At 71.5% G+C, this 22,414-nt stretch carries 17 protein-coding genes and 1 riboswitch; of the genes, 11 read left to right on the top strand and 6 right to left on the bottom strand.

Annotated features, from left to right (window positions below; genetic code table 11):
- Positions 1 to 40 precede the first annotated feature (40 nt).
- On the top strand, positions 41 to 1,042 hold the full coding sequence (locus ACFWGZ_RS19320) for a sugar ABC transporter substrate-binding protein (protein ID WP_382452901.1): 1,002 nt from the start codon (positions 41 to 43) through the stop codon (positions 1,040 to 1,042).
- Between the two features lie 87 nt (positions 1,043 to 1,129).
- Positions 1,130 to 2,560 carry an amidohydrolase family protein gene (locus ACFWGZ_RS19315; protein ID WP_382452900.1) on the top strand — a complete coding sequence of 477 codons (1,431 nt, stop codon included), beginning with the start codon at positions 1,130 to 1,132 and terminating at the stop codon, positions 2,558 to 2,560.
- 58 nt (positions 2,561 to 2,618) lie between these two features.
- Here the strand turns inward: ACFWGZ_RS19315 and ACFWGZ_RS19310 are convergent, their stop codons facing one another.
- Positions 2,619 to 3,503, bottom strand: a complete 885-nt coding sequence (locus ACFWGZ_RS19310) for a DUF5829 family protein (protein ID WP_382452899.1) — start codon at positions 3,501 to 3,503, stop codon at positions 2,619 to 2,621.
- A gap of 59 nt (positions 3,504 to 3,562) precedes the next feature.
- On the opposite strand from ACFWGZ_RS19310, the gene ACFWGZ_RS19305 reads away from it, so the two are divergent.
- Together ACFWGZ_RS19305 and ACFWGZ_RS19300 are read left to right on the top strand one after the other, a co-directional pair.
- Complete coding sequence (locus ACFWGZ_RS19305) at positions 3,563 to 4,621, top strand: class I SAM-dependent methyltransferase (RefSeq protein ID WP_382452898.1); 1,059 nt, start codon at positions 3,563 to 3,565, stop codon at positions 4,619 to 4,621.
- Positions 4,622 to 4,891: 270 nt separating this feature from the next.
- On the top strand, positions 4,892 to 5,116 hold the full coding sequence (locus ACFWGZ_RS19300) for a hypothetical protein (RefSeq protein ID WP_382452897.1): 225 nt from the start codon (positions 4,892 to 4,894) through the stop codon (positions 5,114 to 5,116).
- Positions 5,117 to 5,123: 7 nt separating this feature from the next.
- On the opposite strand, the gene ACFWGZ_RS19295 is transcribed toward ACFWGZ_RS19300, so the two are convergent.
- Together ACFWGZ_RS19295 and ACFWGZ_RS19290 are read right to left on the bottom strand one after the other, a co-directional pair.
- Positions 5,124 to 6,761, bottom strand: a complete 1,638-nt coding sequence (locus ACFWGZ_RS19295; protein ID WP_382452896.1) for a glycosyl hydrolase family 8 — start codon at positions 6,759 to 6,761, stop codon at positions 5,124 to 5,126.
- A gap of 78 nt (positions 6,762 to 6,839) precedes the next feature.
- Positions 6,840 to 7,670: a patatin-like phospholipase family protein gene (locus ACFWGZ_RS19290; RefSeq protein WP_382452895.1), complete on the bottom strand. Its 831-nt coding sequence runs from the start codon at positions 7,668 to 7,670 to the stop codon at positions 6,840 to 6,842.
- Between the two features lie 64 nt (positions 7,671 to 7,734).
- Positions 7,735 to 7,811, top strand: a riboswitch (S-adenosyl-L-homocysteine riboswitch).
- A gap of 14 nt (positions 7,812 to 7,825) precedes the next feature.
- On the opposite strand from ACFWGZ_RS19290, the gene metH reads away from it, so the two are divergent.
- The 3 genes from metH (at position 7,826) to ACFWGZ_RS19275 (ending at position 14,475) form a co-directional block, all read left to right on the top strand.
- Positions 7,826 to 11,398 (top strand): methionine synthase, encoded by a 3,573-nt coding sequence (gene metH, locus ACFWGZ_RS19285; RefSeq protein WP_382452894.1) that lies wholly within the window; start codon positions 7,826 to 7,828, stop codon positions 11,396 to 11,398.
- A 120-nt stretch (positions 11,399 to 11,518) separates the two neighbouring features.
- Positions 11,519 to 12,556 carry a sugar ABC transporter substrate-binding protein gene (locus ACFWGZ_RS19280; protein ID WP_382452893.1) on the top strand — a complete coding sequence of 346 codons (1,038 nt, stop codon included), beginning with the start codon at positions 11,519 to 11,521 and terminating at the stop codon, positions 12,554 to 12,556.
- Positions 12,553 to 14,475 (top strand): putative bifunctional diguanylate cyclase/phosphodiesterase, encoded by a 1,923-nt coding sequence (locus ACFWGZ_RS19275; protein WP_382452892.1) that lies wholly within the window; start codon positions 12,553 to 12,555, stop codon positions 14,473 to 14,475. Before ACFWGZ_RS19280 ends, ACFWGZ_RS19275 begins: the two co-directional genes overlap by 4 nt.
- Here ACFWGZ_RS19275 and ACFWGZ_RS19270 read toward each other — a convergent pair.
- Both ACFWGZ_RS19270 and ACFWGZ_RS19265 read right to left on the bottom strand, forming a co-directional pair.
- The gene (locus tag ACFWGZ_RS19270; protein ID WP_382452891.1) at positions 14,466 to 15,395 is read right to left on the bottom strand and encodes a phosphotransferase; all 930 of its coding nucleotides are present in this window, start codon (positions 15,393 to 15,395) and stop codon (positions 14,466 to 14,468) included. The two genes, ACFWGZ_RS19275 and ACFWGZ_RS19270, sit on opposite strands and share 10 nt — an antisense overlap.
- Positions 15,396 to 15,407: 12 nt before the next feature.
- Positions 15,408 to 15,830, bottom strand: a complete 423-nt coding sequence (locus tag ACFWGZ_RS19265) for a nuclear transport factor 2 family protein (RefSeq protein WP_382452890.1) — start codon at positions 15,828 to 15,830, stop codon at positions 15,408 to 15,410.
- Positions 15,831 to 15,911: 81 nt separating this feature from the next.
- On the opposite strand from ACFWGZ_RS19265, the gene ACFWGZ_RS19260 reads away from it, so the two are divergent.
- Positions 15,912 to 16,433 carry a TetR/AcrR family transcriptional regulator gene (locus ACFWGZ_RS19260; protein WP_382452889.1) on the top strand — a complete coding sequence of 174 codons (522 nt, stop codon included), beginning with the start codon at positions 15,912 to 15,914 and terminating at the stop codon, positions 16,431 to 16,433.
- 17 nt (positions 16,434 to 16,450) lie between these two features.
- The gene (locus ACFWGZ_RS19255; RefSeq protein ID WP_382452888.1) at positions 16,451 to 16,891 is read left to right on the top strand and encodes an NUDIX domain-containing protein; all 441 of its coding nucleotides are present in this window, start codon (positions 16,451 to 16,453) and stop codon (positions 16,889 to 16,891) included.
- Here the strand turns inward: ACFWGZ_RS19255 and ACFWGZ_RS19250 are convergent.
- Entirely contained in the window at positions 16,888 to 19,875 is a 2,988-nt protein-coding gene (locus ACFWGZ_RS19250) for an amidohydrolase family protein (protein ID WP_382452887.1), read from the bottom strand. The two genes, ACFWGZ_RS19255 and ACFWGZ_RS19250, sit on opposite strands and share 4 nt — an antisense overlap.
- A gap of 346 nt (positions 19,876 to 20,221) precedes the next feature.
- On the opposite strand from ACFWGZ_RS19250, the gene ACFWGZ_RS19245 reads away from it, so the two are divergent.
- Complete coding sequence (locus ACFWGZ_RS19245) at positions 20,222 to 20,917, top strand: NPP1 family protein (RefSeq protein ID WP_382452886.1); 696 nt, start codon at positions 20,222 to 20,224, stop codon at positions 20,915 to 20,917.
- Between the two features lie 30 nt (positions 20,918 to 20,947).
- On the top strand, positions 20,948 to 22,372 hold the full coding sequence (locus ACFWGZ_RS19240) for a ricin-type beta-trefoil lectin domain protein (protein WP_382452885.1): 1,425 nt from the start codon (positions 20,948 to 20,950) through the stop codon (positions 22,370 to 22,372).
- The last annotated feature ends 42 nt before the right edge of the window (positions 22,373 to 22,414 follow it).

The following is a 22,414-nucleotide window of genomic DNA, read 5'->3' as shown; positions in this document are numbered from 1 at the left end:
CCGTGTCGTCCTGCCTGCGGTTTTGCTCGCGGTGACGGGGGTGAGCGGCTGCGGGGATGAGCAGACGTCCGATGACCCGCCCACGATCGGGTTCCTCGCGCAGAACAACAGCCGCGACTTCTCCCGCGAGATGAGCGACGGCTTCCGGGCGGGCGCGGAGATCGCGGGCGGCGTGAAGGTCGAGCTGACCGGACCGGACACGCACGACGGGCTCAAGCAGGTCGAGCTCCTGCACGACCTCGCCACGCGGGCCAAGGACGGCATCGGGGTCTCCGCGGTCGCGCCGGAGCTCGTGGCCGAGCCGATGGCGCAGGTCGTCGAGCAGGGCATCCCGGTGATGGCCGTGGCGGGCGGCCAGGTCGCGCCGGGCAGCGAGGTCAAGTTCATGATCGAGAACGACGGCTTCGACCTCGGCAGGACACTCGCGGACGTGGTGGCGGACGAGCTGCCGCCCGGTGCCACCGGCAAGATCGTGATCGGCAGCAACTCCCCCGCGATGCCCGCGCTCGACCAGCGGGTGCTCGGGATGCGGACCCGGCTGCTCGAGCGGATGCCGGAACTGCGGGTGATCGGCCCGCTCGACACCGGCCGCGACGCCGTGACGAACCTCGCGACCTGGCAGCGGATCGCCGACGCGAACCCGGACGCGCTCGCGCTGCTGGGCGCCGGTGACGTCGACGCGGTCAACCTCGCCGCCGTGCACGCCGAGAAGAAGGGCAGGTGGCTCGCGGCGTCGTTCAGCATCGACCCGCTGGCGCTGCAGGGCGTCAAGGAGGGTCACCTGGTCGCGACGATCTCCGCCGAGCACTTCCTCAAGGGCGCGGTGGCCGGGTGGATGCTCGCCCAGCACGCCAAGAGCGGCCGCAAGCTGCCGGAGGGCTGGTTCGTCGCGCCGGGTCTCGTGGTGCGGGCGGCCAACGTCGACGAGATCACCCGGCGGCAGGCCAGCGAGAGCACCCGGTTGCAGGCGCTCAGGTCGCAGATCGACGCGTTGACGGCGGATCCGCTGAAGTACCTGCGCCCACTGGACCAGGCGCGCTGAGCCGGGCGGCCCAGCGGATCCTGCACCTCGGTGACAGGCCGCGGACCGTGAGCGAGCATGCAGGCTCCCCGCCCTTGGAGGACTTGCATGATCAACCGAAGGACGCTGGCGAAATCCGTCGGCGCCGCCCTCGCGGTCCCGGCCACCGCCACCGCGACCGCCTCCGCCGACGCGGACACCGCGCGCCGCCGCTACCTCGTCCGGGGCGGTGCGGTCGTGACGATGGACCCGGCGCTCGGAGTGCTGCCGCGCGCGGACGTCCTGATCGACGACGGCGAGATCGTCGGCGTCGGCGTCGGCCCCGGCTTGTCCGCTCGCGGCGCCAGGGTGGTCGACGCGACCGACATGATCGTCATGCCGGGCCTCGTCAACACCCACTTCCACATGTGGAGCTCGCTGGGCCGCAACTTCGTGGCCGACGGGTTCCCCTACTTCGCGGCCAAGCGCGCCACGTCCACGCTGTACGACCCGCAGGACGTGTACCGCAGCGTGCTGCTCGGTCTCGCCGACCTGGCGAACGCGGGCGTGACGACCGTCCACAACTGGTCCAACAACACCCGTTCGCTCGCGCACGCCGAAGCCGAGCTGCGCGCGCACCGCGACGGCCTGTTGCGCGCACGGTTCTCCTACGGTCACGTGGACCAGATGCCGCGGGACGTGCCGATGGACTTCACCGGCATCGACCGGGTGCGGCAGCGGTACTTCGCGCACGGCAGCGCGTTCGACGGGCTGGTGCACCTCGGCGTCTGCGTGCGCGGGCTCTCGCAGAGCGATGAACCGGCGTTCTTCGCGGACATGGACGCCACCCTGAGCCGCGGCCTGCCGGTCGCGATCCACGCGGGACAGTCGCCACCGCGGATCGTCGACGCGGCCGACTACGAACGGCGCGGCTGGCTCGGCCCGAAGACGTTGCTGACGCACTACGTCACGGCGCTGGACAGCGACATGGAGGTGATGGCCCGCACCGGCACGCCGCTGAGCTGGTCGCCGCACTCGGAGTTCCGGCTCGGCGCGGCGGGCGACCCGCGTGACGCGCTGCTGCGGTTCCGCCGCGCGGGCGTGCCGGTGTCGCTGTCGTCGGACGCCACGTCGATCGCGCCGTCGGACATGTTCGAGGCGATGCGCGTCGCCTGGACCACCGGCATCCCGTGGCAGGGCACGCCGTCCGCCGGTCTGCCGGAGGTGGGGTTCCGCGACGTGCTGACGATGGCGACGCTGAACGGCGCCCGCGCGCTGGGCCTCGGCGACGTGACCGGGTCGCTGACGGCCGGCAAGCGGGCCGACGTCGTGCTGGTGCGCACCGCCGACGTCAACCTCGCGCCGGGTGGCCTCCTCGAGACGACGCTGGTGCAGGCGGTGACCCCCGCCAACGTCGACACCGTGTTCTCGGACGGCCGGATCGTGAAGCGGGGCGGCAAGCTCGTCGGCTACGACGTCGAGCGGATCGTGCGCGAAGCCAAGGCCTCCTCCCTCCGCATCCGCACGACCGCCGGCGGGATCCTGACACCTCCCGCCTGACGGCTCACGTCGCGCGGCCGTGACCGGGCGGGCTGCGGGCCGGCCCCGGAGGCGGGGGTCAGAAGGTCCAGACGGCCCGCTTGCCCGGTCCCACGACCAGCGTCGACGTGCCGAGCTGCTCGACGTGCCGCGCGACGCCGCGGTTGAGCTCGAACTCGACCGCCCGGAGCCCCGTGCGGCCCAGCGGGACGACGTCGAACCGCATCGTCGTGCCGCCGCGCGTCACCACCACGCCCTGCTCGTCGGTGCGCGGGGCGAGACCGCCGGCGCGCAGCAGCGGCAGCGTGGCCTCCAGGTCCGCGGCCGTGACGGCGAGGCGGATCGACGTGATGTCGCGCATCAGCCGGTCCTGGTAGGCGTCGGGCAGGTAGCGCTCGCGCGTGACGTCACCGGGGAAGCGCGCCGGGCCGACCTTGCTGCGCGGGTCGCCGAGGTACTCGTCGCGGTACTCCATGGCCCACGCGCCGAACCGGTCGTAGGACTCGACCAGGTAGGTCGAGTCGAACCACGGCACCGGCTTGCCGTCGCCGAAGTCGCGCTTCTGCAGGAAGTCGATGGGCGTCAGGCCCTGGGAGCTCAGCCGCGCCCGGAGGGCGTCGATGTCGCCGTCGCGCTCGGTCGAGAGGCCGAGTCCCGCGGCGCCGAGCTCGCCGTCCTGGCCGCCGACGTCACCGGTGCCGAAGACCTCGAGGTAGGTCTCCTTGCCGCGCAGGTAGCGGCCCGTCCAGACGTGACCGTCGGCGCCGGTCGTGGTGCGGACCTCGAAGTCGGCGAACGCCCGCAGGTAGGCCGAGCGCTCGACGGCGTCGGCCGTGGCGCGGTCGAAGGTCCCCCACGCGTGGTTGTAGAACAGCAACTGCCGCTCCGCGGCCCGCGCGGGCACCACCGCGACCAGCACCAGCAACACCGCCATGATCGTGTATGAAAAACGTCGCATCCCCATGCCGGGGATGGTAAGGCGCACGCGCTCAAGCCGGACTCGAGTCAACTCAGGGGGACCTCGTGCTCGACACCGCCCGTTGGACGGTTCTCGCACCACTGCTGCAGGCGGTCACCGCGGGCCCCGACCTGCTCGACGCCACGATCCGCGGCCTGACACCGCACGCCGTCGCCGCCGCGCTCCTGGCCGAGATCGGCGAGCACGACGTCCGGCTCGACCTCACCTTCGACGGCGCGACGACGGGACACCTGCGCCAGGACGCCGACGTGGTGGTGTCGCTCGACCTGGCCGACGCCGTGCGCGGCCGCTACGCCGGACGGCAGTGGTCGACCCTCGCCGTGAGCACCCCGGACCCCGAGCTCGACGAGAACGGCATCGGCGGCTGGTACGCCGCGCGCAAGGGCATCCCGCAGTCGGTGCAGGGCCTGCTGTCCGCACTCCGCCCGCCCGCGCCGGACCTGGGCGAGCTCGCCGTCGAGTTCGGCACGGACAAGTGGGGCGACCTGCACTGGTACACCCAGCACTACGAGCGCCACTTCGCCCGGCTGCGCACCGAACCCGTGCGGGTGCTGGAGATCGGCATCGGCGGCTACGACGACCCGGACAGCGGCGGCGGCTCGCTGCGCATGTGGGAGCGGTACTTCCAGCGCGGCCTGATCCACGGCCTGGACATCGCGCGCAAGAACGTCGCCGGCCCGCGGATCATGACCGTGCGGGGCGACCAGTCCGACGCGGAGTTCCTCGACCGGCTGGGCCGCGACCTCGGCCCGTTCGACGTGGTCATCGACGACGGCAGCCACTTCAACGACCACGTGCGCACGTCGTTCCACGCCCTGTTCCCGCACGTCCGCCCGGGCGGGCTGTACGTGGTCGAGGACCTGCAGACCGCGTACTGGCCGAGCTGGGGCGGCCACCCCGACGGCGCGGACGGCACGTCGATCGGGTTGCTCAAGTCCTTTGTGGACGGCCTGAACCACACCGAGGTCGGGGACCCGCGCGGCACCGGTTCGGTGCTGCAGCGCACGATCAGCGGGATCTCGTTCCACCACAACATCGCGTTCGTGGAGAAGGGGACCAACGCGGAGGAGGGCGGGCCCGCGTTCCTGCGCACGCTCTACTGACCCGGCGCTCGGACGGCCCGGCCGAGCGGTTGTCGGGTCCGAGACCTCCCGCAGTGCGGGCACGGGCCGCCGGACGCACACCGCGGTTGCCGGACTCCAGCTCACGCAACGTTGTTCAGGAACGCCACGACACCTGCGGCTTCGAGTCCGACGTCCACGGCCTGATCGCGAACCTCGGCGGCGGCGAGCCCGTCCGGCCCCGGGACCGGGCCGCGTCAGCACAACACCGCGCACGACGGCGGCACCGTCTACGCCAACCAGGGCGGCAAGATGCGTGTGGACAACCGCACGTACATCAAGGCGAAGGTCCACGCCTGGACCGGCTGGGCGGTCCTCGTCGTGCTCGTCGCCGACGTCGCCTTCTTCCTCCACGGCGCCTCGGCCTGCACGGGCCGCCGGGGCGACTCCAGCGACCTCGTGCGCGCCGTCGTCTGCCTGCTCGTGCCGGCGGTGACCGCCAGCCTCGTCCGGCGGTGGTTCCGGACGAGGCTGTAGCCGAGACCTACGGCACCCAGTGGTTCCCGGTCACCGTGATCATCACCTGCAGCTGGATGCTCGCCGAGAAGTAGCTGCCCGAGTCGATCGGCGTCCGCAGCATCTTGGCCCACAACGCGTCCAGCCACGCCTGGCTGCCGGGGTCGGTGGTGGCCGCCACCGCGAACGGCGCGAAGAACGCGGCGGCGCTGCCACCGGAGAGCTGCGTGCCGTCGAGCCGGTAGCCCTGGCCGATCGCGTCCGGGTTGCCGCCGGTCTTGGCCCGCACCCACGAGTTGAGCTTGCGCGCGGCGGTCAGCGACGCGGTGTCGCCGCTGGTGACGGCGTCCGCGCCGATGCGCCACGGGTCGCGGCACGCGTTCCACGAGTACCTGCCGTCGTTCTCGCTCTCCAGCACCTGGCCGGCGGGCGGGCGCGGGGAGGAGTTCGTGTTCTCCACGAAGTCCGGCAGCAGGCCCGTCGAGGGTGCGAAGCCGGCCTGCAACCGGGCGATCAGGTCCTGGTGCGCGGTGCGGATCGTGTCCCACGCGCCGTCGCCCGTCGCCTTGCGGAACGCGCGGAAGTGGTCGGCCATCCAGTCCGACGACCTCGAGAGGTAGTAGTACTGGTCGCCCGCGCTGGTCCAGTCGCCCAGCTTGAGCAGGTTCGTGGAAGGGTTGACCTCGCTGGCCTTGATCGCGTTGATGTGCCGGATCGCGAGCCGCTTGTAGTCGTACGTGCCGGTGCTGCCCCACTGGCGGTCGGCCAGCAGCAGCCCGTAGGCCACGTCCAGGTCGCCGTCCGTTGCGCCGTCGCCGCCGTTGACGCTGCGGCAGTTCACGTCCTGCTCGGCCGCGAGCAGGTCCGGGTTGATCGACGACGGGTGGTCGAGCTTCCACTTCACCAGGCCGTCGAAGACCTTGCGCGCGTCCGGGTCGGCGCCCGCCATCGTCGCGGTGATCACCATGCCGTAGCCCTGGGCCTCGGCGACGTACGGGTGGTCCGCGTCCGGCGAGATCACCTGGTACCAGCCGTTGCCGCAGTTCTGCCGCACGAACGCCGACTTCCAGCGCTGGTAGAGGTCGACGACCGCGGCGTCCAGGGTGGCCGCGCTGCCCGACGGGCGCAGGACGCCCGCGGCGTACGGCTGCTGCCTGCTGCCGAACGGGTAGTTCACGCCGGGCGGCGGGGTCGTGCCGTCACCGGCGCCGTAGACCTCGAGCTCCCACAGCGAGTAGCCCCACTCCGTGCCGCGGGCCGTGCCGTTGACCCGCACGTACCGGCCGGTGCCGGACACGGTCAGGTCGTCCACGCCGCCGTCGCCGGAACCGGTCGAGTACACGTCCGTCCACGTCGCGCCGTCGGCCGAGGTCTGCACCTGGTAGGCCCTGGCGTACGCGGTCTCCCAGGTCAGCCGCACCCGGCTGATCCGGTGCGCCGAGCCGAGGTCGACGCGGATCCACTCGGGATCGCGCCCCTCCGCCGACGCCCAGCGGGTGGACGTGCTGCCGTCCACCGCCTTGCCCGCCTCGAACCCGGACCCCTCGACCGACGAGGCCGTCACGGCCTTGTCCCGGGAGACCAGCGGATCCGCCGCCGAAGCGCTGGTCGTCCCTGCCGCGAGGAGCCCGAGCACGAGGACTCCGGACACCCATCTCCTGCCCATGCACCACCTCATTGGTTAACAAACCTGCCTGATTGCGCGCGACAGTAGGCGGCGAGGTGGCGGCAGGACAAGGGGCGGCTAGTCCCAGACTTCCCGCACGGCGGCGGCGACCGAGGCGGCCTGCGCGAACCCCGCTTCGGCGGCAGGCCGGCGGCGGGCCGGGTCCAGCAGGTTCTTCCCGATCGCGGCCAGCGCGGTCTCGTCAGGGCTCAGCACCACCGACGGCACGCCGAGCTTCGCGACCTGGGCCTGCGGCGTCGCGGCGGCACTGGCCGCGCGCGTCAGCGGCGCCACGACCACCACGCGCGAGTACCCCGCCGCCAGGTCGACGTTCGCCACGGAACGCATGCCGCCGTCCATGTACCGGTGGCCGTCGATGGTCACCGGCGGCCACACCAGCGGCACCGCGCAGCTCGACGCCACCGCCTTCACCAGCGGCACCCCGCTGTCCCGGTCGAACGCGACGAACCTCCCGTCCGCCACGTCCACCGCCGTGACCTTGAGCGCCCGCTCCGGCCAGTCCTGAATGGACAGACGGTGCTCGAACACCTCCAGCCGCGACCGCTCCGACGGGGTGCGCGCCCGCACGGCCGCACGGCCGAGCCTGGCCCGCTTCGCCGCGGGCTTTCCCGGCACCACGTAGGACAGCGCGTACCGGACGAGCATCCACGGCGTGAGCCGCGCGGGGATCTCGCCGTCCGGCGGCAGCAGCTGGCTCGCGTACAGGTCGGCCAGCGGGACTCCCCCGGCGAGCTGCGCGGCCACCACCGACCCCGCCGACGTGCCCACGAACAGGTCGGCGCCGGACAGGTCGGCGCCCTGTTCAGCCAGTCCGTGCAGAATCCCGGTCTCCCAAGCGATTCCGGTGACACCACCGCCGCCCAGGACCAATGCGCGTTCTCCAGTCACGCGGGCCATCCTATGGAGTGAGACGAGTTCCTGGTGCTTGGTCGACGTTGGTAGCCTTGGCGGCGAAGCCGAGAAGCGCTGCAACGGGCCCCGAGGCCTGCCACGCTCGTCTTCGATCACGGACAAGGGCGCTTCCGACGATTTCGGGAGCGCACGTGGCCGGACTGAAGTCCCTGCTGAACCAGCGGATCGCCGTGCTCGACGGCGCCTGGGGCACGATGTTCCAGCAGGCGAAGCTCTCCCCCGCCGACTACCACGGCACCGAGTTCGCGGACCACCACACCGACGTCGCCGGCGACCCGGACCTGCTCAACCTCACGCGCCCCGACCTGGTGCTCGACGTGCACCGGCAGTACCTCGCGGCGGGCGCGGACATCACCACCACCAACACGTTCACCGCCACCTCGATCGGCCAGGCCGACTACGGGCTCGAGAGCCGCGTGCGCGACATGAACGTCGCCGGCGCGCGGATCGCCCGCCAGGCCGCGGATGAGTTCGGCGGCCGGTTCGTCGCGGGCTCGGTCGGCCCGCTCAACGTCACGCTCAGCCTGTCGCCCAAGGTGGAGGACCCGGCGTACCGGGCCGTCACGTTCGAGCAGGTGAAGGCCTCCTACGCGGAGCAGATCGCCGCGCTGCACGAGGGCGGCGTCGACCTGCTGCTGATCGAGACGATCTTCGACACGCTGAACTGCAAGGCCGCCATCGCCGCCGCCCGCGAGGTGGCGCCGGACCTGCCGCTGTGGATCTCGGTGACGATCGTCGACCTGTCCGGCCGCACGCTGTCCGGCCAGACCGTCGAGGCGTTCTGGGACTCCGTCGCGCACGCCGAGCCGCTGGTCGTCGGCGTGAACTGCTCGCTGGGCGCCGAGGAGATGCGCCCGCACGTCACGGACCTGGCGCGCCTGGCGAACACCTACGTCGCCTGCCACCCCAACGCCGGTCTGCCCAACGCGTTCGGCGGCTACGACCAGACCCCGGACGAGACCGCGGCCCTGCTGAAGGACTTCGCGGGCAAGGGGATCGTCAACGTCGTCGGCGGCTGCTGCGGCACCTCCCCCGCGCACATCAAGGCCATCGCCGAGGCCGTCCGGGGCGAAACGGCCCGTGACGTGGTCGCGCCGCGCCACACCACCCGCTACAGCGGCCTGGAGACGTTCGAGATCGGCCCCGACACCGGGTTCGTGATGATCGGCGAGCGCACCAACGTCACCGGCTCCGCGAAGTTCCGCCGGCTCATCGAGGCCGACAACCACCAGGCCGCGCTCGACGTGGCGCTGGAGCAGGTGCGCGGCGGCGCGAACCTGCTCGACGTCAACATGGACGCCGACCTGCTCGACGGCGAGCAGGCGATGACGACGTTCCTCAACCTGATCGCGACCGAGCCGGAGATCGCCCGCATCCCGGTCATGATCGACAGCTCCCGCTGGACCGTGCTGGAGGCCGGTCTGCGCTGCGTGCAGGGCAAGGGCGTGGTCAACTCGATCAGCCTCAAGGAGGGCGAGGAGCCGTTCCTGCGGCAGGCCCGCACGATCCGCGACTACGGCGCCGGTGTCGTCGTGATGGCGTTCGACGAGCAGGGCCAGGCCGACACGACCGACCGCAAGGTCGAGATCTGCGCCCGCGCGTACGACCTGCTCACGCGGCAGGCGGGCTTCCCGGCCGAGGACATCATCTTCGACCCGAACGTGCTCGCGGTCGCCACCGGCATCGAGGAGCACAACGGCTACGCCAAGGCGTTCATCGACGCCCTGCCGCGGATCAAGGAGCGCTGTCCCGGCGTCCGCATCAGCGGCGGCATCTCGAACCTGTCGTTCTCCTTCCGCGGCAACGACGTCGTCCGCGAGGCGATGCACTCCGCGTTCCTGTTCCACGCCGTCAGGGCCGGGCTCGACATGGGCATCGTCAACGCGGGCCAGCTCGTCGTCTACCAGGACATCAAGGCCGACCTGCTGGAACTGGTCGAGGACGTCATCTTCGACCGCCGCGAGGACGCGACCGACCGCCTGGTCGCGCACGCCGAGACCGTCAAGGGCCCCGGCCAGAAGCGCGTCGTCGACCTGTCGTGGCGCGAGGCCCCGGTCGGCAAGCGCCTGGAGCACGCGATCCTGCACGGCGTCGTCGACTTCATCGAGGACGACACCGAGGAGGCCCGCCAGGCGCTGCCCCGGCCCCTCGACGTCATCGAGGGCCCGCTGATGGACGGCATGAAGGTCGTCGGCGACCTGTTCGGCGCGGGCAAGATGTTCCTGCCCCAGGTGGTGAAGAGCGCCCGCGTGATGAAGCGCGCGGTCGCCTACCTGGAGCCGTTCATGGACGCCGAGCCCAAGGCCACGACCGGCGGCAACGGCAAGGTCGTGCTCGCCACCGTCAAGGGCGACGTGCACGACATCGGCAAGAACATCGTCGGCGTCGTGCTGGGCTGCAACAACTACGAGGTGATCGACCTCGGCGTGATGGTGCCGGCCGCGAAGATCCTCGACACCGCGATCAAGGAGCACGCCGACGTCATCGGCCTGTCCGGGCTGATCACGCCGTCGCTCGACGAGATGGTGTCGGTCGCCGAGGAGATGCAGCGGCGCGGCATGAAGCTGCCGCTGCTGATCGGCGGCGCCACCACGTCCCGCCAGCACACCGCCGTGAAGATCGCCCCCGTCTACGACGAGCCGACCGTGCACGTGCTCGACGCGTCACGGGTCGTCGGCGTGGTGTCGGACCTGCTGGACGACCGGCGCGGCCACGAGCTGAACCTCGCGAACCGGGCGGAGCAGGCGCGGCTGCGCCACCAGCACGAGAACCGCAAGCAGCTGCCGCTGCTGGACCTGGCGGCGGCGCGCGCGAACGCGGAGGAGGTCGATTTCACCGAGTTGCCGACGCCCGCGTTCACCGGCACCCGCACGATGACCCCGTCCTTGGCGGAACTGCGCGAGTTCATCGACTGGACCTTCCTGTTCCTCGCGTGGGAGTTGAAGGGCAAGTTCCCCGCGATCCTCGAGCAGCCCGTCGCACGCGAGCTCTTCGACGACGCGAACGCGCTGCTCGACGAGATCGTGGAAAAGGACCTGTTCACCGCGAAGGGCGTCTACGGGTTCTGGCCGGCGCGGTCCGAGGGCGACGACATCCGGCTCGGCAACGGCGTGCTGCTGCCGATGCTGCGGCAGCAGACGCAGAAGCAGGTGTCGCGCCCGAACCGGTCGCTGTCGGACTACGTCGCACCCGAGGGCGACCACCTCGGCGGCTTCGCCGTGACGATCCTGGGTGCCGACGAGCTGGCCGCGAAGTACGAGGCCAAGCACGACGACTACCGCGCCATCATGGTGAAGGCCCTGGCGGACCGGCTGGCCGAGGCGTTCGCCGAGTGGATCCACCTGCGGGCGCGGCGCGACTGGTTCGAGCCGGACGCCGACCCGGCGCTCGCCGACCTGCACGCCGAGAAGTTCCGCGGCATCCGTCCCGCGCTCGGCTACCCGGCCTGCCCCGACCACACCGTGAAGCGCGAGCTGTTCGACCTGCTCGGCGCGGAGGAGATCGGCGTGGGGCTGACCGAGTCGTTCGCGATGACCCCGGCGGCGAGCGTGAGCGGCCTGATCTTCCAGCACCCGGACGCGAAGTACTTCACCGTCGGAAGGCTCGGCCGCGACCAGGTCGAGGACTACGCGCGCCGCACCGGGAAGACGATCGCGGAAGTCGAGCAGTGGCTTCGCCCCAACCTCGGGTACGAGCCCGCCTGACGGGTCCGGAACGTGAAAGCGCTTCCCGTACGAGGACGCGTTGTCCCGATTCCACGCCAAGCGCTGTAGGCTCGGCCGCTCTGGAGATCACTCATCCAACGGTCGAGCCCGAGGTCATCCATGCGAGCTGCGGCGCTGGTGCTGGGACTGGTGCTCGTGTCCGGCTGCGTGAGCGCCCCGGAGTCCGAGGCGTTGCCGCACGTCGGGTTCGTGGTGAAGCGCACGGGCTCGTCGTTCGCGCAGGAGATGACCAGCGGGTTCCACGAGGGCGTCGGCCGCGTCGGCGGTGTCAGCGCGACGGTGACCGGGCCTCCCGGGCAGGACGGGCACCGCGAGGTCGGGCTGTTCCGCGACCTCTCGGCGGCCGCCACCAGCGGGATCGCCGTGGCCACGTCCGAGCCCGCGCTGATGGCGCCGTCCATCCGGGAGGCGCTGACCAGGCGCGTGCCCGTGATCGGCGTCGACATGCGGCTCACCGCGAGCTCCCGGGTGCGGCTGCACATCGGTAACGACAACCACGAGCTCGGCGAAAACCTGGCTGACGAGTTGATCCGCAGGATGCCCGCGGACGCGACCGGGACGGTGGTGCTGGGAAACACCGCGCCGGGTCTGTCCGGGTTCGACGACCGGGCCGACGGCATCCGGGGGCGGTTCGCGGAGAAGCTACCGGGAGTGCTCGTGCTGGGGCCGTTCGACACCCAGCGCGACGACGACGCCAACCAGGACGCGTGGCGCCGCCTGGTGGCGGCGAACCCGGATGCTCTCGCGTTCATGGGGACCGGCGACTGCGACGGGGTGAGCCTCGCCGCGCTGAAGACGGAGAAGAAGTCGGCGAGATGGCTGGCAGGCGGGTTCGGGGTCGATCCGAGAACGTTGCAGGCGGTGCGGGACGGCGCGATGGTGGCGACGGTCTCACCCGAGCACTACCTCAACGCAGCCGTGGCAGGCTGGTTGCTCGCACGCCGCGCGACGAGCGGGGCGGCGCTGCCGGAGGGCTGGATCGAGACACCGGGACTGACGGTGACCAGCGCGAACCTCGGCCGGGTCCTGCGCAGGCAGGAGTCGGAGAGGGCGCGCAGGGAGTTCTTCCAGCCTCAGATCGACAGCTTCGTCGAGGATCCGGCGAGCTGGGTGCGACCGTTGGAGCAGGCACGGTGAGCTTTGGGGAGAACCGCGGCACCGCACGGGTGGCCACGGCAGGGCTGACGCTCGGGCTGCTGGCCCTGGCCGGGCTGGCGCTGTGGAGCAGCATCAGCGCGCAGAACACGACCGCGTACGTCCGGCAGCTCACCGAGTCCGGCGAGCGGTGGAGCCGTGTGCTGGAGCACGTCGACGTCGCCGACAACGCGTTGCACGACCTCCAGGAGGCGCGGACCGAGCAGACGATCAAGCCGCTGGAGAACTCCGTCGGCTCCGCGCGCGACGAGCTGGAGTGGCTCAACACCCACGCCCGCCCGTCCGACGCCGCCGTGGCGGGCCGGCTGCTGCCGCTCTACGACCAGACCACGGACAGCCTGCGCAGGGTGATCGCCACCGGCGACCCGCTGCAGGCCGACCAGGCCTCGCTCGCGCACTCGTCGCTGCGCCGCCAGATCTCGACGACGATAGGGGCCAACTGGCTCGACACCACCGAGTACCTGCGCTCGGCCGACGAGCGGAACGCGCAGCTGCGGATCGCCCAGGTCGTGGCGTTCGTGGTGGACGGGTTCCTGGTGGCGCTGTTCGGCATGGTCCTGCTCGGGTACCGGCGCAAGATACTGCGCCAAGCCGCCAAGAACGAGCACGAGGCGCACCACGACGCGCTGACGGGTCTCGCGAACCGGTCGCTGCTCGCGCGGCGGATGGAGCAGGCCGTCGACAAGGCGCGCCGCGAGGACGAGCCGCTGGCGTTGCTGATCGTGGACCTGGACCGGTTCAAGGAGGTCAACGACTCCCTCGGCCACCACACCGGTGACCTGCTGCTGCGCCAGGTCGCGAACCGCCTGTCCTGGGCCGTGCGCGACACCGACCTGGTGGCGCGGCTGGGCGGCGACGAGTTCGCGGTGCTGCTGCCCGGCGTCGGTTCCGCGGAGAACGCGACCATGGTCGCCGAGAAGATCCTGCAGGCCCTGGCCATGCCGGTGACGCTCGAGGGCCTGGAGCTGGAGATCGCGGGCAGCGTCGGCGTGGCGCTGTGCCCGGCGGACTCCGGCGACGGCCACGAGCTGCTGCGGCACGCGGACATCGCGATGTACGCGGCCAAGCGCGAGAAGTCAGGTGTGGCCGTGTACGACGCACGCCTGCACGAACGCGGTGCGGCGCACCTGACGGCCGTCACGGAGCTGCGGCACGCGATCGACCGCGGCGAGCTGTTCCTGCACTACCAGCCCAAGGCGCTGGCGAACACGGGCGCGGTGTGCGGCGTCGAGGCGCTGGCCCGCTGGCAGCACCCGACGCGTGGCCTGGTCCGCCCCGACGAGTTCATCCCGGTCGCCGAGGAGAACGGCCTGATCGAGCCGCTGACCCGCTACGTGATCGACGCGGCGCTGCGCCAGTGCCGCGCCTGGTCCGACGCGGGCTGGGAGGTGCCGGTGTCGGTGAACGTGGGCGCGGCCTGCCTGCACCACACCGAGTTCCCCGGCGACGTGGCCGACCTGATCAGGCGGCACGGCCTGCCGGCGCGCCTGCTCACGCTGGAGATCACCGAGTCGGCGATCATCTCGGACCCGGACCGCGCGGTGGAGGTGCTGCGCGGGCTGACCGAGCTGGGCGTGCGGCTGTCGATCGACGACTTCGGCACCGGCTACTCGTCGATCTCGTACCTGCGCAGCATGCGGGTGCACGAGATGAAGCTGGACCGGTCGTTCGTCACGCACATGTGCACGGACGCGGGCGACTCGGCGATCGTGCACGCGCTGGTGGCGCTGGCCCGCAACTTCGGGCTGCAGGCCGTGGCGGAGGGCGTGGAGGACCAGGACACCTGGACGGCGCTGGCCGAGGCGGGCTGCGACGTGGTGCAGGGGTACTTCCTCAGCGAGCCGCTGCCCGCCGAGGAAGTCGTGTCCTGGCTCGGGGACCGGGCCGCCGCTCACGCGTAGGGCTCGGTGTCCCGCCACTGGTCGATGAACGGCTGCATGAAGCCGACCATGGCGGGCAGCTGGTCCGCGCACGACAGGTACGCCATGACCCGGATCGCGCCGACGGCGTTGACGAACCGGAGCACGTCCTCGTCGAGCTCGCGCAGGCCGTTCTGGCGGGCACCCCGGTTGTAGGCGGCTTCGAGCTCGCGCCCCAGACCGCCGAGGTCCCACTCGACCGGCCCGTAGGTGACCAGCTCGAAGTCGGAGAACAACGGGCCGCCGGTGCTCGCGAAGATGTTCGCGGGCGGTGAGTCGCCGTGGATCGGCTGCAGGTCGGCGCCGGGGAACCGCGCGCGGAACGCGGCCTCGTCGCTGACGAGCGGCTCCAGCACCTCCCACTCCCGCTTCGCCCTGGCGAGGTCGTCGGCGGTGACGAGGTCCGCGAGCCGGTCGAGGCCCTCCCGCACGAACCGCGGCTCCGCCGAGGACAGGAAGTCGAGCTCGCCGGGGTAGTCCCGCAGCGCCCTGTGCAGGTCGGCGGACAGCTCCGAGTTCCTGGCGTAGTCGGGCTCGCTGCTCTTGTCCTCCTCGGTGAACGGCCAGAAGGTGATCGAGAACCCGTCGCGCTGGACCGGTTCGCGCGGCACCAGGGTGCTCGGCGGGATCACCGGCGTGCCCTGCTCGTGCAGCCACTGAGCGACGTCGAGCTCCTGCTGCTGGCGCTTCTTCAGGCTCTCGAGCGTGGTGGTGTGCGGCAGGACGGTCGGCACGCGGGCCACCACCGGTGCCGGTGCGAGGTGGACGACGACGGAGAACAGCTCGTAGAGCACCCGGCCCTCGGTGATCTCCAGGCCGAGCTCACGGCCCGCGGCCACCGCGGCGTCTCGAGCGGCGTTCGTCCGGCGGGCGATGTCCTCGGGGGTCGCGAAGGCGGTCATGGCACGATCGTGTCACGACGCCCGGCCGGCCCGCAGATCATTTACCGCCCGCCCGAACCCGGCGTGGTCCAGGTAGTCCCGCGACTCGACGACCAGCCCGTCGCGCACCCGCAGGACGATCACGCCCGGCACCGTCCAGCCGCCGTCGCCGCGGTAGGCGAACTCGCCGACGACCACCTCGGGGTCGGCCGTCTCGTGGATCCGCAGGTCCTCGACGCGGAAGCCCGTCAGGCCGCTCGACCCCGCCTCCGCGAAGCGCTCCCGGACCTGCTCACGGCTGAGCAGCGGGGTGTCGGCCGGGTTCATCGGGTGCCGCACGTCGGTCACCTCGGCGTAGTGCGCGGCCACCACGTCGAGCTGCGCGCGGTCGCCGTTCTGCAGCTTGCAGGCGCCGTCGAGCACGGCGCGGAACACGTCTTCTGGAGTGGTCGTCATCGGTCGGCCCTTCATTTCCGGAGTCATCACTCCGGATAATACGGAGTCGATACTCCGGTTGACAACCGCGAAGATGACGGCATGCGGAGCGACGCGCGGGCGAACCGGGACCGGGTGCTGGCCGCGGCCGAGGAGGTCTTCGCCGAGTCCGGCGACGCGGGGTCGACCGAGGAGGTCGCGCGCAGGGCCGGTGTCGGCATCGGCACCGTGTTCCGGCACTTCCCCACCAAGCGGGCCCTGGTCGAGGCCGCGGTCGTGCGCCACCTCACCCGGCTCGCCGAGACGGCGCGGTCGCGCGGGGGCGAGGCCGGCCCGGCGTTCCGGGAGACCTTCCGCGCCATGGTGTCCGGCGCTCCGGCGAAGGTCGCGCTCGTCGCGCTGCTGGAGGAGCACACCGGCGAGGTGGCGGCCGCGGCCACCGCGGTGCGCGAGGCCGTGCGGGACTTGCTGACCGCCGCCCAGCAGGCCGGCGAGGTGCGGGCGGACGCGACCGTGGACGAGATCTACGTGCTGTTCGACGCGCTCGCCCGCGCCAGGGGCGAGCAGGCCGTCGTCGACCGGGCGGTCGACGTGGTGCTCGACGGGCTGTCGCCCCGCGGTTGATCAACTACGGTGGGCCGATGGCCGACCGTCACCTCGTCGACGCCCACCTCCTGCTCGTCCGCGGCGAGGAGGTGCTGCTCTCCCGGCGCGTCGACCCCGACCCGCGGTTCGACGGCCGCTGGCACCTGCCGTCCGGCAAGCTCGACGCGGGCGAGTCCGTGCTGGCCGCCGCCGCGCGCGAGGCCCGCGAGGAGGTCGGCGTCGTCATCGAGCTCGCCGCCCTGCGGCACGTGCACACGCTGCACGCCACCGGGTTCGGCGTGGAGCCGCGCCTCGGTCTCTTCTTCGAGGTGCGGCGCTGGGGCGGCGAGCCGGTCAACCGCGAGCCCGCCAAGTGCTCGGAGCTGGGGTGGTTCCGGCTCGACGCCCTGCCCGGCGACGCGATCGGGTACTCGGTCGCGGGGATCGAGGCGTACCGGGCCGGTACGCCCTTCGCCGTGCTCGGCTGGGACTCCTAGTGGTCGCAGCAGACGTGCTCGGCCCACTCCGGTTCGTGCCACCAGTGCCTGTTCTCCGCTGAGGCCAGCGGTTCCAGTGCGGCGGACAGCGTCTCGGCCCGCTCGCTGCGGTACGGCGTCAGCAGGTCGGCCGCGGCGTGCAGCCGGCCGCCGACCATGACCTGCCGCACGTCGGCGGCGGCCTTGATGTCCTGCAACGGGTTCCCGCCCACGAACGCGATGTCCGCCGGGGCTCCCGGCCTGATCGCGCCGAGGGGCAGGCCGAGCCAGCGGGCGGGGTTGCGGGTGGCGGTGATGAGCGCTTCCCGCGGCGTGAAGCCGAACTTCACCATCGCGCGCAGGTTCATGTGCGTGGCGGTGGCCGGGGCGTCGAGCGGCGCGTCCGTGCCGCAGATGACCAGGCCGCCGCCGCGGTGCACGGCCAGAGCGAACTCCACCCAGCCCTTGAGGATCGCGAGCGAGGACGTGGCGCCACCGGTGTTCGCCTCGGCGAGGTAGCGCTCGTACTCCCACGGCGGGAAGAGCACGCGGGTGCGCTCGTCGGTGACCAGCGACGTGTCCTCGGCGAACAGGGCGCGGTTGTGGAACAGCGTCGGCGTCATCGACATGCCCGAGGCGGTGAAGAGCGCGACGACGTCCTGGTAGGCCCTGCCCTGCCGGGAGACGGTGTGGGAGTAGCCGAGCCGGTTGGTGGCGCCGATGTGCTCCATGCCGTCCATGCCGAGGTTGGCGGCCGGGTAGAGGTAGTGCGACGACAGCGGCACCTTCGAGCGCCGCACGGCGGCGCGTTGCAGCTCGACGGGCAGCCGCACGTAGGTCTTGATCATGTCGTAGCCGAGCTCGTGGGCGCGGCGCAGCTCGAGGTCGAGCTGGGCCCTGCTGAGCGTCGGGCGCATGAAGTTGTAGTAGACGCGGGAGCCGTCGATCGCCTCGCCGGTGGCGTAGAACCGCGGCCCGGTCAGGGTTCCGGCGGCGAGCGCCTCGCGGGTCTCGACCATCTGGTAGACCGGGTCGCCGGGCGAGCGGACCGTCGTGATGCCGTAGGCGAGCCACACGTTGCCCTGCCGCGCGCCCCACTGGCGGCCGCGCAGGTGCCAGTGGTTGTGGGCGTCGATGAGGCCGGGGATGGCGGTCAGCCCGCTCGCGTCGACGTCGGCGCGCCCGCGGTGCGGCCGGACCTCCTCGACCTTGCCGTTCTCCACGACGATGTCGACGTTGCGGCGCAACGCTTCCGCTTCGCCGTCCCAGTAGGCGCCGACGCGCACGACCTTGCGGTCCGGCGCCTTCGGCTTGCGCCAGCTGAGGTTCACGCGGATCGTGGACGCCCTGCCGTCCAAGGTGGACTTCCGCAGCCGGCCGTTGTTCAGGTACACCAGGTCGTTGCCGTCCCAGGCCAGTGAGTCGGTGACCTCTCGCGTGACCTGCCGCGGCTCGCCCTGGAAGTGCCCCCTGCCGTCCACCGCGACCACCCACGCGACGCTCTCGACGACGAACGCGATGTGCCTGCCGTCGGGCGACCAGACCGGCCCGTCGTCGCCGCGCGTCGCGATCGACCGGAACGGCATGGGCTCGGTGTAGCGGAGCTCGCCGCTCACGAGGTCGACCGACAGGATCTGGCTCGTGCCCTCGCGGAACCGGCGCGAGAACGGCTTCACGGCGGCGAGCGCGACCGTGCCGCCGTCCTTCGACCAGGTCGGCCGTCCCGGCTGGAACAGCGTGGGCGTGACCTGCCGGCGTCCGGTGGCGTCGGCGACCCAGACCTGCCCGTCCTGGTCGACGTAGGCGACCTTGGTGCCGTCCGGCGAGAACCGCGGCGTGGTCTGCGCGCCCGGCGCGGGCGCGTACAGCTTCTCCTCGCCGGTCTCGAGGTCGCGGAGCCACAGCTGCGCCACACCGGTGCGGTCGCTGGCGTAGACGAGCTTCGTGCCGTCGGGCGAGAAGTCGGGGTCGGTGTCGAAGTACCGGCCGCCGGTCAGCTTGGTGGTCTTGCCGTTCTTCAGCAGGTGGATCGCGTTGAGCGCGCGGAACGCGATCGTGCCGTCGCTCGACACGACCGGGCTCGCGATCCCCTTGACCGGCCCGCCGGTGAGGTTCGCGGTGCGGTGCCGTTCGACCTTCCTGACCGGGACGGTGGCGTGGAACGGGATGTCCGCGGTGGACCCGTCGCGGCGGCTGCGGATCTTGCCGTCGGCCGTGTAGAGCACGCTGTCGCCGTCCCAGATCGGCGCGAACCCGAACACGTCCTGCCCGGTCACCACGGCGGTCGTCCCGAGCATCAGGTCGGCCTGCCCCGGCCGCATCAGCGTGTAGCTGGGCTGCTCCCCCGGCCCGAACGCCGCCCCGAACAGCTGCGCCCCGGCCGGTGCCGTGACCAGCCGTTCCCTGATGCCGTCCAGGGACACCACGTCGACGGTCGCCGTGCCGGTGACGAAGATGATCCGCTTGCCGTCCCGCGACCACTGGGGCGCGGCGGCGTCGTCCGGCACGCCCGTGAGCTGCGTGATCTGCCCGGTGGCCACGTCGAGCACGTGCACGCCGCAGCTGCCGGCCCGGTCGCTGACGAACGCGATCTTCGTGCCGTCCGGCGAGAACGCGGGCTCGCGGTGGTCGTACTTCCCGCTGGTGAGCTGCGTGAGACCGCGCCCGTCGAGCCCGATGACGTACAGGTGGTAGTTGCCGTCCCGATAGGACTGGAACGCGATCCGGCCACCGGGCCCGAACGACGGCAGCGTGGCGTCCTGCAGCTCGTCGGTGAGCTTGCGCGCCTGGCCTCCCGCCGCCGGCAACACCCAGATCGCGGTGACGAGGTCGATGGCGAGCCACCTGCCGTCCCGCGACCGCGAGACCGAGATGTTGGTGCCCTGGGTCAGCTTCACGCCGTCCCCCGACGCCTGCGCGGTGCCGGCGGTGAGCGCGGACGCGGCGGTGGCGACGGCGGCGGCCTGGCCGGTGCGGGTCAGCAGTTCACGACGAGACAGTTCCACGGCAGCTCTCCCCCAGCTCGGACGACCCAGGGAAACCACCCTGCCACCGCTCGTGTTCCGCGCATCCGCCGTTCGGCCCAGCGCCCACCCACCGGGACGGATCGGTCACGGATCGTGAGCGCTCCCGAACATCAGGGGGTGCAGTGGGGTTTTCCCAGCTGCGTCCTCGACGGCGACCGACTTACCGTCCTTTCCACGGATCTCACACGATCCGGGTTCAGGGGGAGCAGGTTCGCGCCGGCGCATTCGGCGCCGTCGAACCAGAGGGGACTTCACGGTGAAAAAACGATTCTCATCAACGACGGCTGTCGCCGGTGTGCTGGCGGCGATGGTTCTCCTGCCGGGCGTGGCACGGGCTGAGCCGCCCACCGCCCTGCCGGGCGACGCGCCGATCGCGGACCTCAGGTTCCAGCCCGCGTTCGACTACGACACCGACGGCTGTTATCCCACGCCGGCCATCGGCACGGACGGGACCATCGCCCCGGGGCTGAACCCCACCGGCGCCCTCGACGGGAACTGCCGCGACGAGTCCGACCTGCGCAACACGAACTCGTACTCGCGGTCCAAGTGCAACAACGGCTGGTGCGCCTACATGTACGCCCTGTACTTCGAGAAGGACCAGGCCGTGCCCGGCGCCGGCGGCCCGGTGACCGGTCACCGGCACGACATCGAGCACGTCGTCGTGTGGGTCAGCCAGGCCACGGACAGCCCGCACTGGGTCTCGGTGTCCTGCCACGGCGACTACAAGACCTACGCGTACTCCCAGGCCGCCTGGCAGGGCAACCACGCCAAGGTCGTCTACCACAAGGACGGCCCCAACACCCACTGCTTCCGGACGGCCCGCCAGAGCGAGGAGCCGGAGAACCACGACCGCACCTGGCAGTACCCGCCGCTGGTCGGCTGGGACAACTTCCCGCCCGGCTTCCTCGACAAGCTGATGACGTTCGACTTCGGCAGGGCGAGCTTCGACCTGCGACGCGGCTACTTCGAACCCAACCTGGCCGACGCCATGCCGGAGCTCCCGTTCGACCCCTACGCGTGACCGGCTGATCCCGAAAGGAGGAGGACGACCATGAGGTGGTCACACCGCGCCGCGATCACGCTGGCGGCGGCGCTCGGCCTGGGGGCGGTGCTCGGCACTCCCGCGCAGGCCCACGAGACCGAGGGCTACTCGCACGAGTCCGGCACCGACGCGACGAACCCGGACTGGATGCGCAGGCTGCCCGACCAGGTCCGCTTTTCCGAGCTGTCGATCCCCGGCACCCACGACTCCGGCGCCTACCGCGCCGGCGGGGACGGCGTCGTCACCCAGACGATGAACCTCCGGACGCAGCTGGAAGCCGGGATCCGGGCCTGGGACATCCGGCTGGAGCCCGACGGCGACGGGCTCACGGTCTACCACGGCATCAGCAGGCAGGGACAGGACTTCGACACCGAGGTGCTCGCCGTGGCGGACGAGTTCCTCCAGCTGCACCCGTACGAAACCGTCTTCATGCGCGTCAAGGACGAGAACGACGGCGACGCCGGGTTCGACGACCTGGTGGCATCGGCACTCGGCAGGCACCCGCGCGTCTACACCGGCACGGACGATAACCCCGCCGTCGGCGACATCCGCGGCAAGATCGTCGTCCTGCAGAACTTCTCGTCGGACACGGACTTCGGCATCCGGTGGGGCGCGTTGTCCATCCAGGACAACTACACCATGACCGACCAGTGGCAGATGGCCCGGAAGTGGCGTGACATCAGGGGACAGCTGGACACCGCCACCAACGGCGACAGGAACACGGGCTTCGTGAACTTCCTGAGCGCCGCCGGCACCGGGGTGTTCCCGTACTTCGTCGCGAGCGGCCACACCATCCCGGCCACCGGCGGCCCCAACCGCGTCACCGGGATGACGAGGGGCGTCATCGACACGTGTTCCGGCAACAGCCAGTGCCTCGACGAGTACCGCAGCGTGGACTGCTTCCTCGGCACGTGCTCGGTCGCGTTCGAGGGCACCAACGTCCTGACGATGAACGAGATCTACGCCCGCCCCTGGCGAGCCCGCTACGGCATCGTGTACGCGGACTTCCCCGGCCGCGGCCTCATCCACGCCGTCTACAACTCGAACAACTTCCACGGCGTGTTCAGGGGCAAGCAGTCCGGCCGCTGCGTCGTGGCCCCCAGCCCGGCCGACGGCACCCAGGTGCGGCTCGCGGACTGCACCGGTGACGCGAGCCAGACCTGGCTGGCCGCCTCGGCCGACCAGTTCAAACTGCTGAACACCACCAAGTGCCTGGACGTCCGCAACGCCGGACCGGCCGACGGCACCGCCGTGCAGAGCTACGAGTGCAACGGCACCCCGGCGCAGAAGTGGTTCGTGGACCTGACCGGTCAGGTCGTGAACTTCGGCACCGGGAAGTGCCTGACCCCGCTGGGCGACGGCACCGGCAACGGCACGCAGCTCGTCATCCGGAGCTGTCAGAACAGCGTCAGCCAGGCGTGGTCACGCCGCTGACACCCGGTGCAACCCCGTGACGGGCCCAGGAGACCTCCTGGG

The organism is Lentzea sp. NPDC060358 (genome assembly GCF_042725365.1).
Lineage (GTDB): Bacteria > Actinomycetota > Actinomycetes > Mycobacteriales > Pseudonocardiaceae > Lentzea.
This window is presented reverse-complemented; position numbering and strand designations above follow the sequence as displayed.

Coding starts and splice junctions, on each gene's coding strand:
- ACFWGZ_RS19315 (WP_382452900.1), top strand. CDS start 1,130: ATGATCAACCGAAGGACGCTGGCGAAATCCGTCGGCGCCGCCCTCGCG.
- ACFWGZ_RS19310 (WP_382452899.1), bottom strand. CDS start 3,503: ATGGGGATGCGACGTTTTTCATACACGATCATGGCGGTGTTGCTGGTG.
- ACFWGZ_RS19300 (WP_382452897.1), top strand. CDS start 4,892: ATGCGTGTGGACAACCGCACGTACATCAAGGCGAAGGTCCACGCCTGG.
- ACFWGZ_RS19295 (WP_382452896.1), bottom strand. CDS start 6,761: ATGGGCAGGAGATGGGTGTCCGGAGTCCTCGTGCTCGGGCTCCTCGCG.
- ACFWGZ_RS19280 (WP_382452893.1), top strand. CDS start 11,519: ATGCGAGCTGCGGCGCTGGTGCTGGGACTGGTGCTCGTGTCCGGCTGC.
- ACFWGZ_RS19270 (WP_382452891.1), bottom strand. CDS start 15,395: ATGACCGCCTTCGCGACCCCCGAGGACATCGCCCGCCGGACGAACGCC.
- ACFWGZ_RS19265 (WP_382452890.1), bottom strand. CDS start 15,830: ATGACGACCACTCCAGAAGACGTGTTCCGCGCCGTGCTCGACGGCGCC.
- ACFWGZ_RS19260 (WP_382452889.1), top strand. CDS start 15,912: ATGCGGAGCGACGCGCGGGCGAACCGGGACCGGGTGCTGGCCGCGGCC.
- ACFWGZ_RS19255 (WP_382452888.1), top strand. CDS start 16,451: ATGGCCGACCGTCACCTCGTCGACGCCCACCTCCTGCTCGTCCGCGGC.
- ACFWGZ_RS19240 (WP_382452885.1), top strand. CDS start 20,948: ATGAGGTGGTCACACCGCGCCGCGATCACGCTGGCGGCGGCGCTCGGC.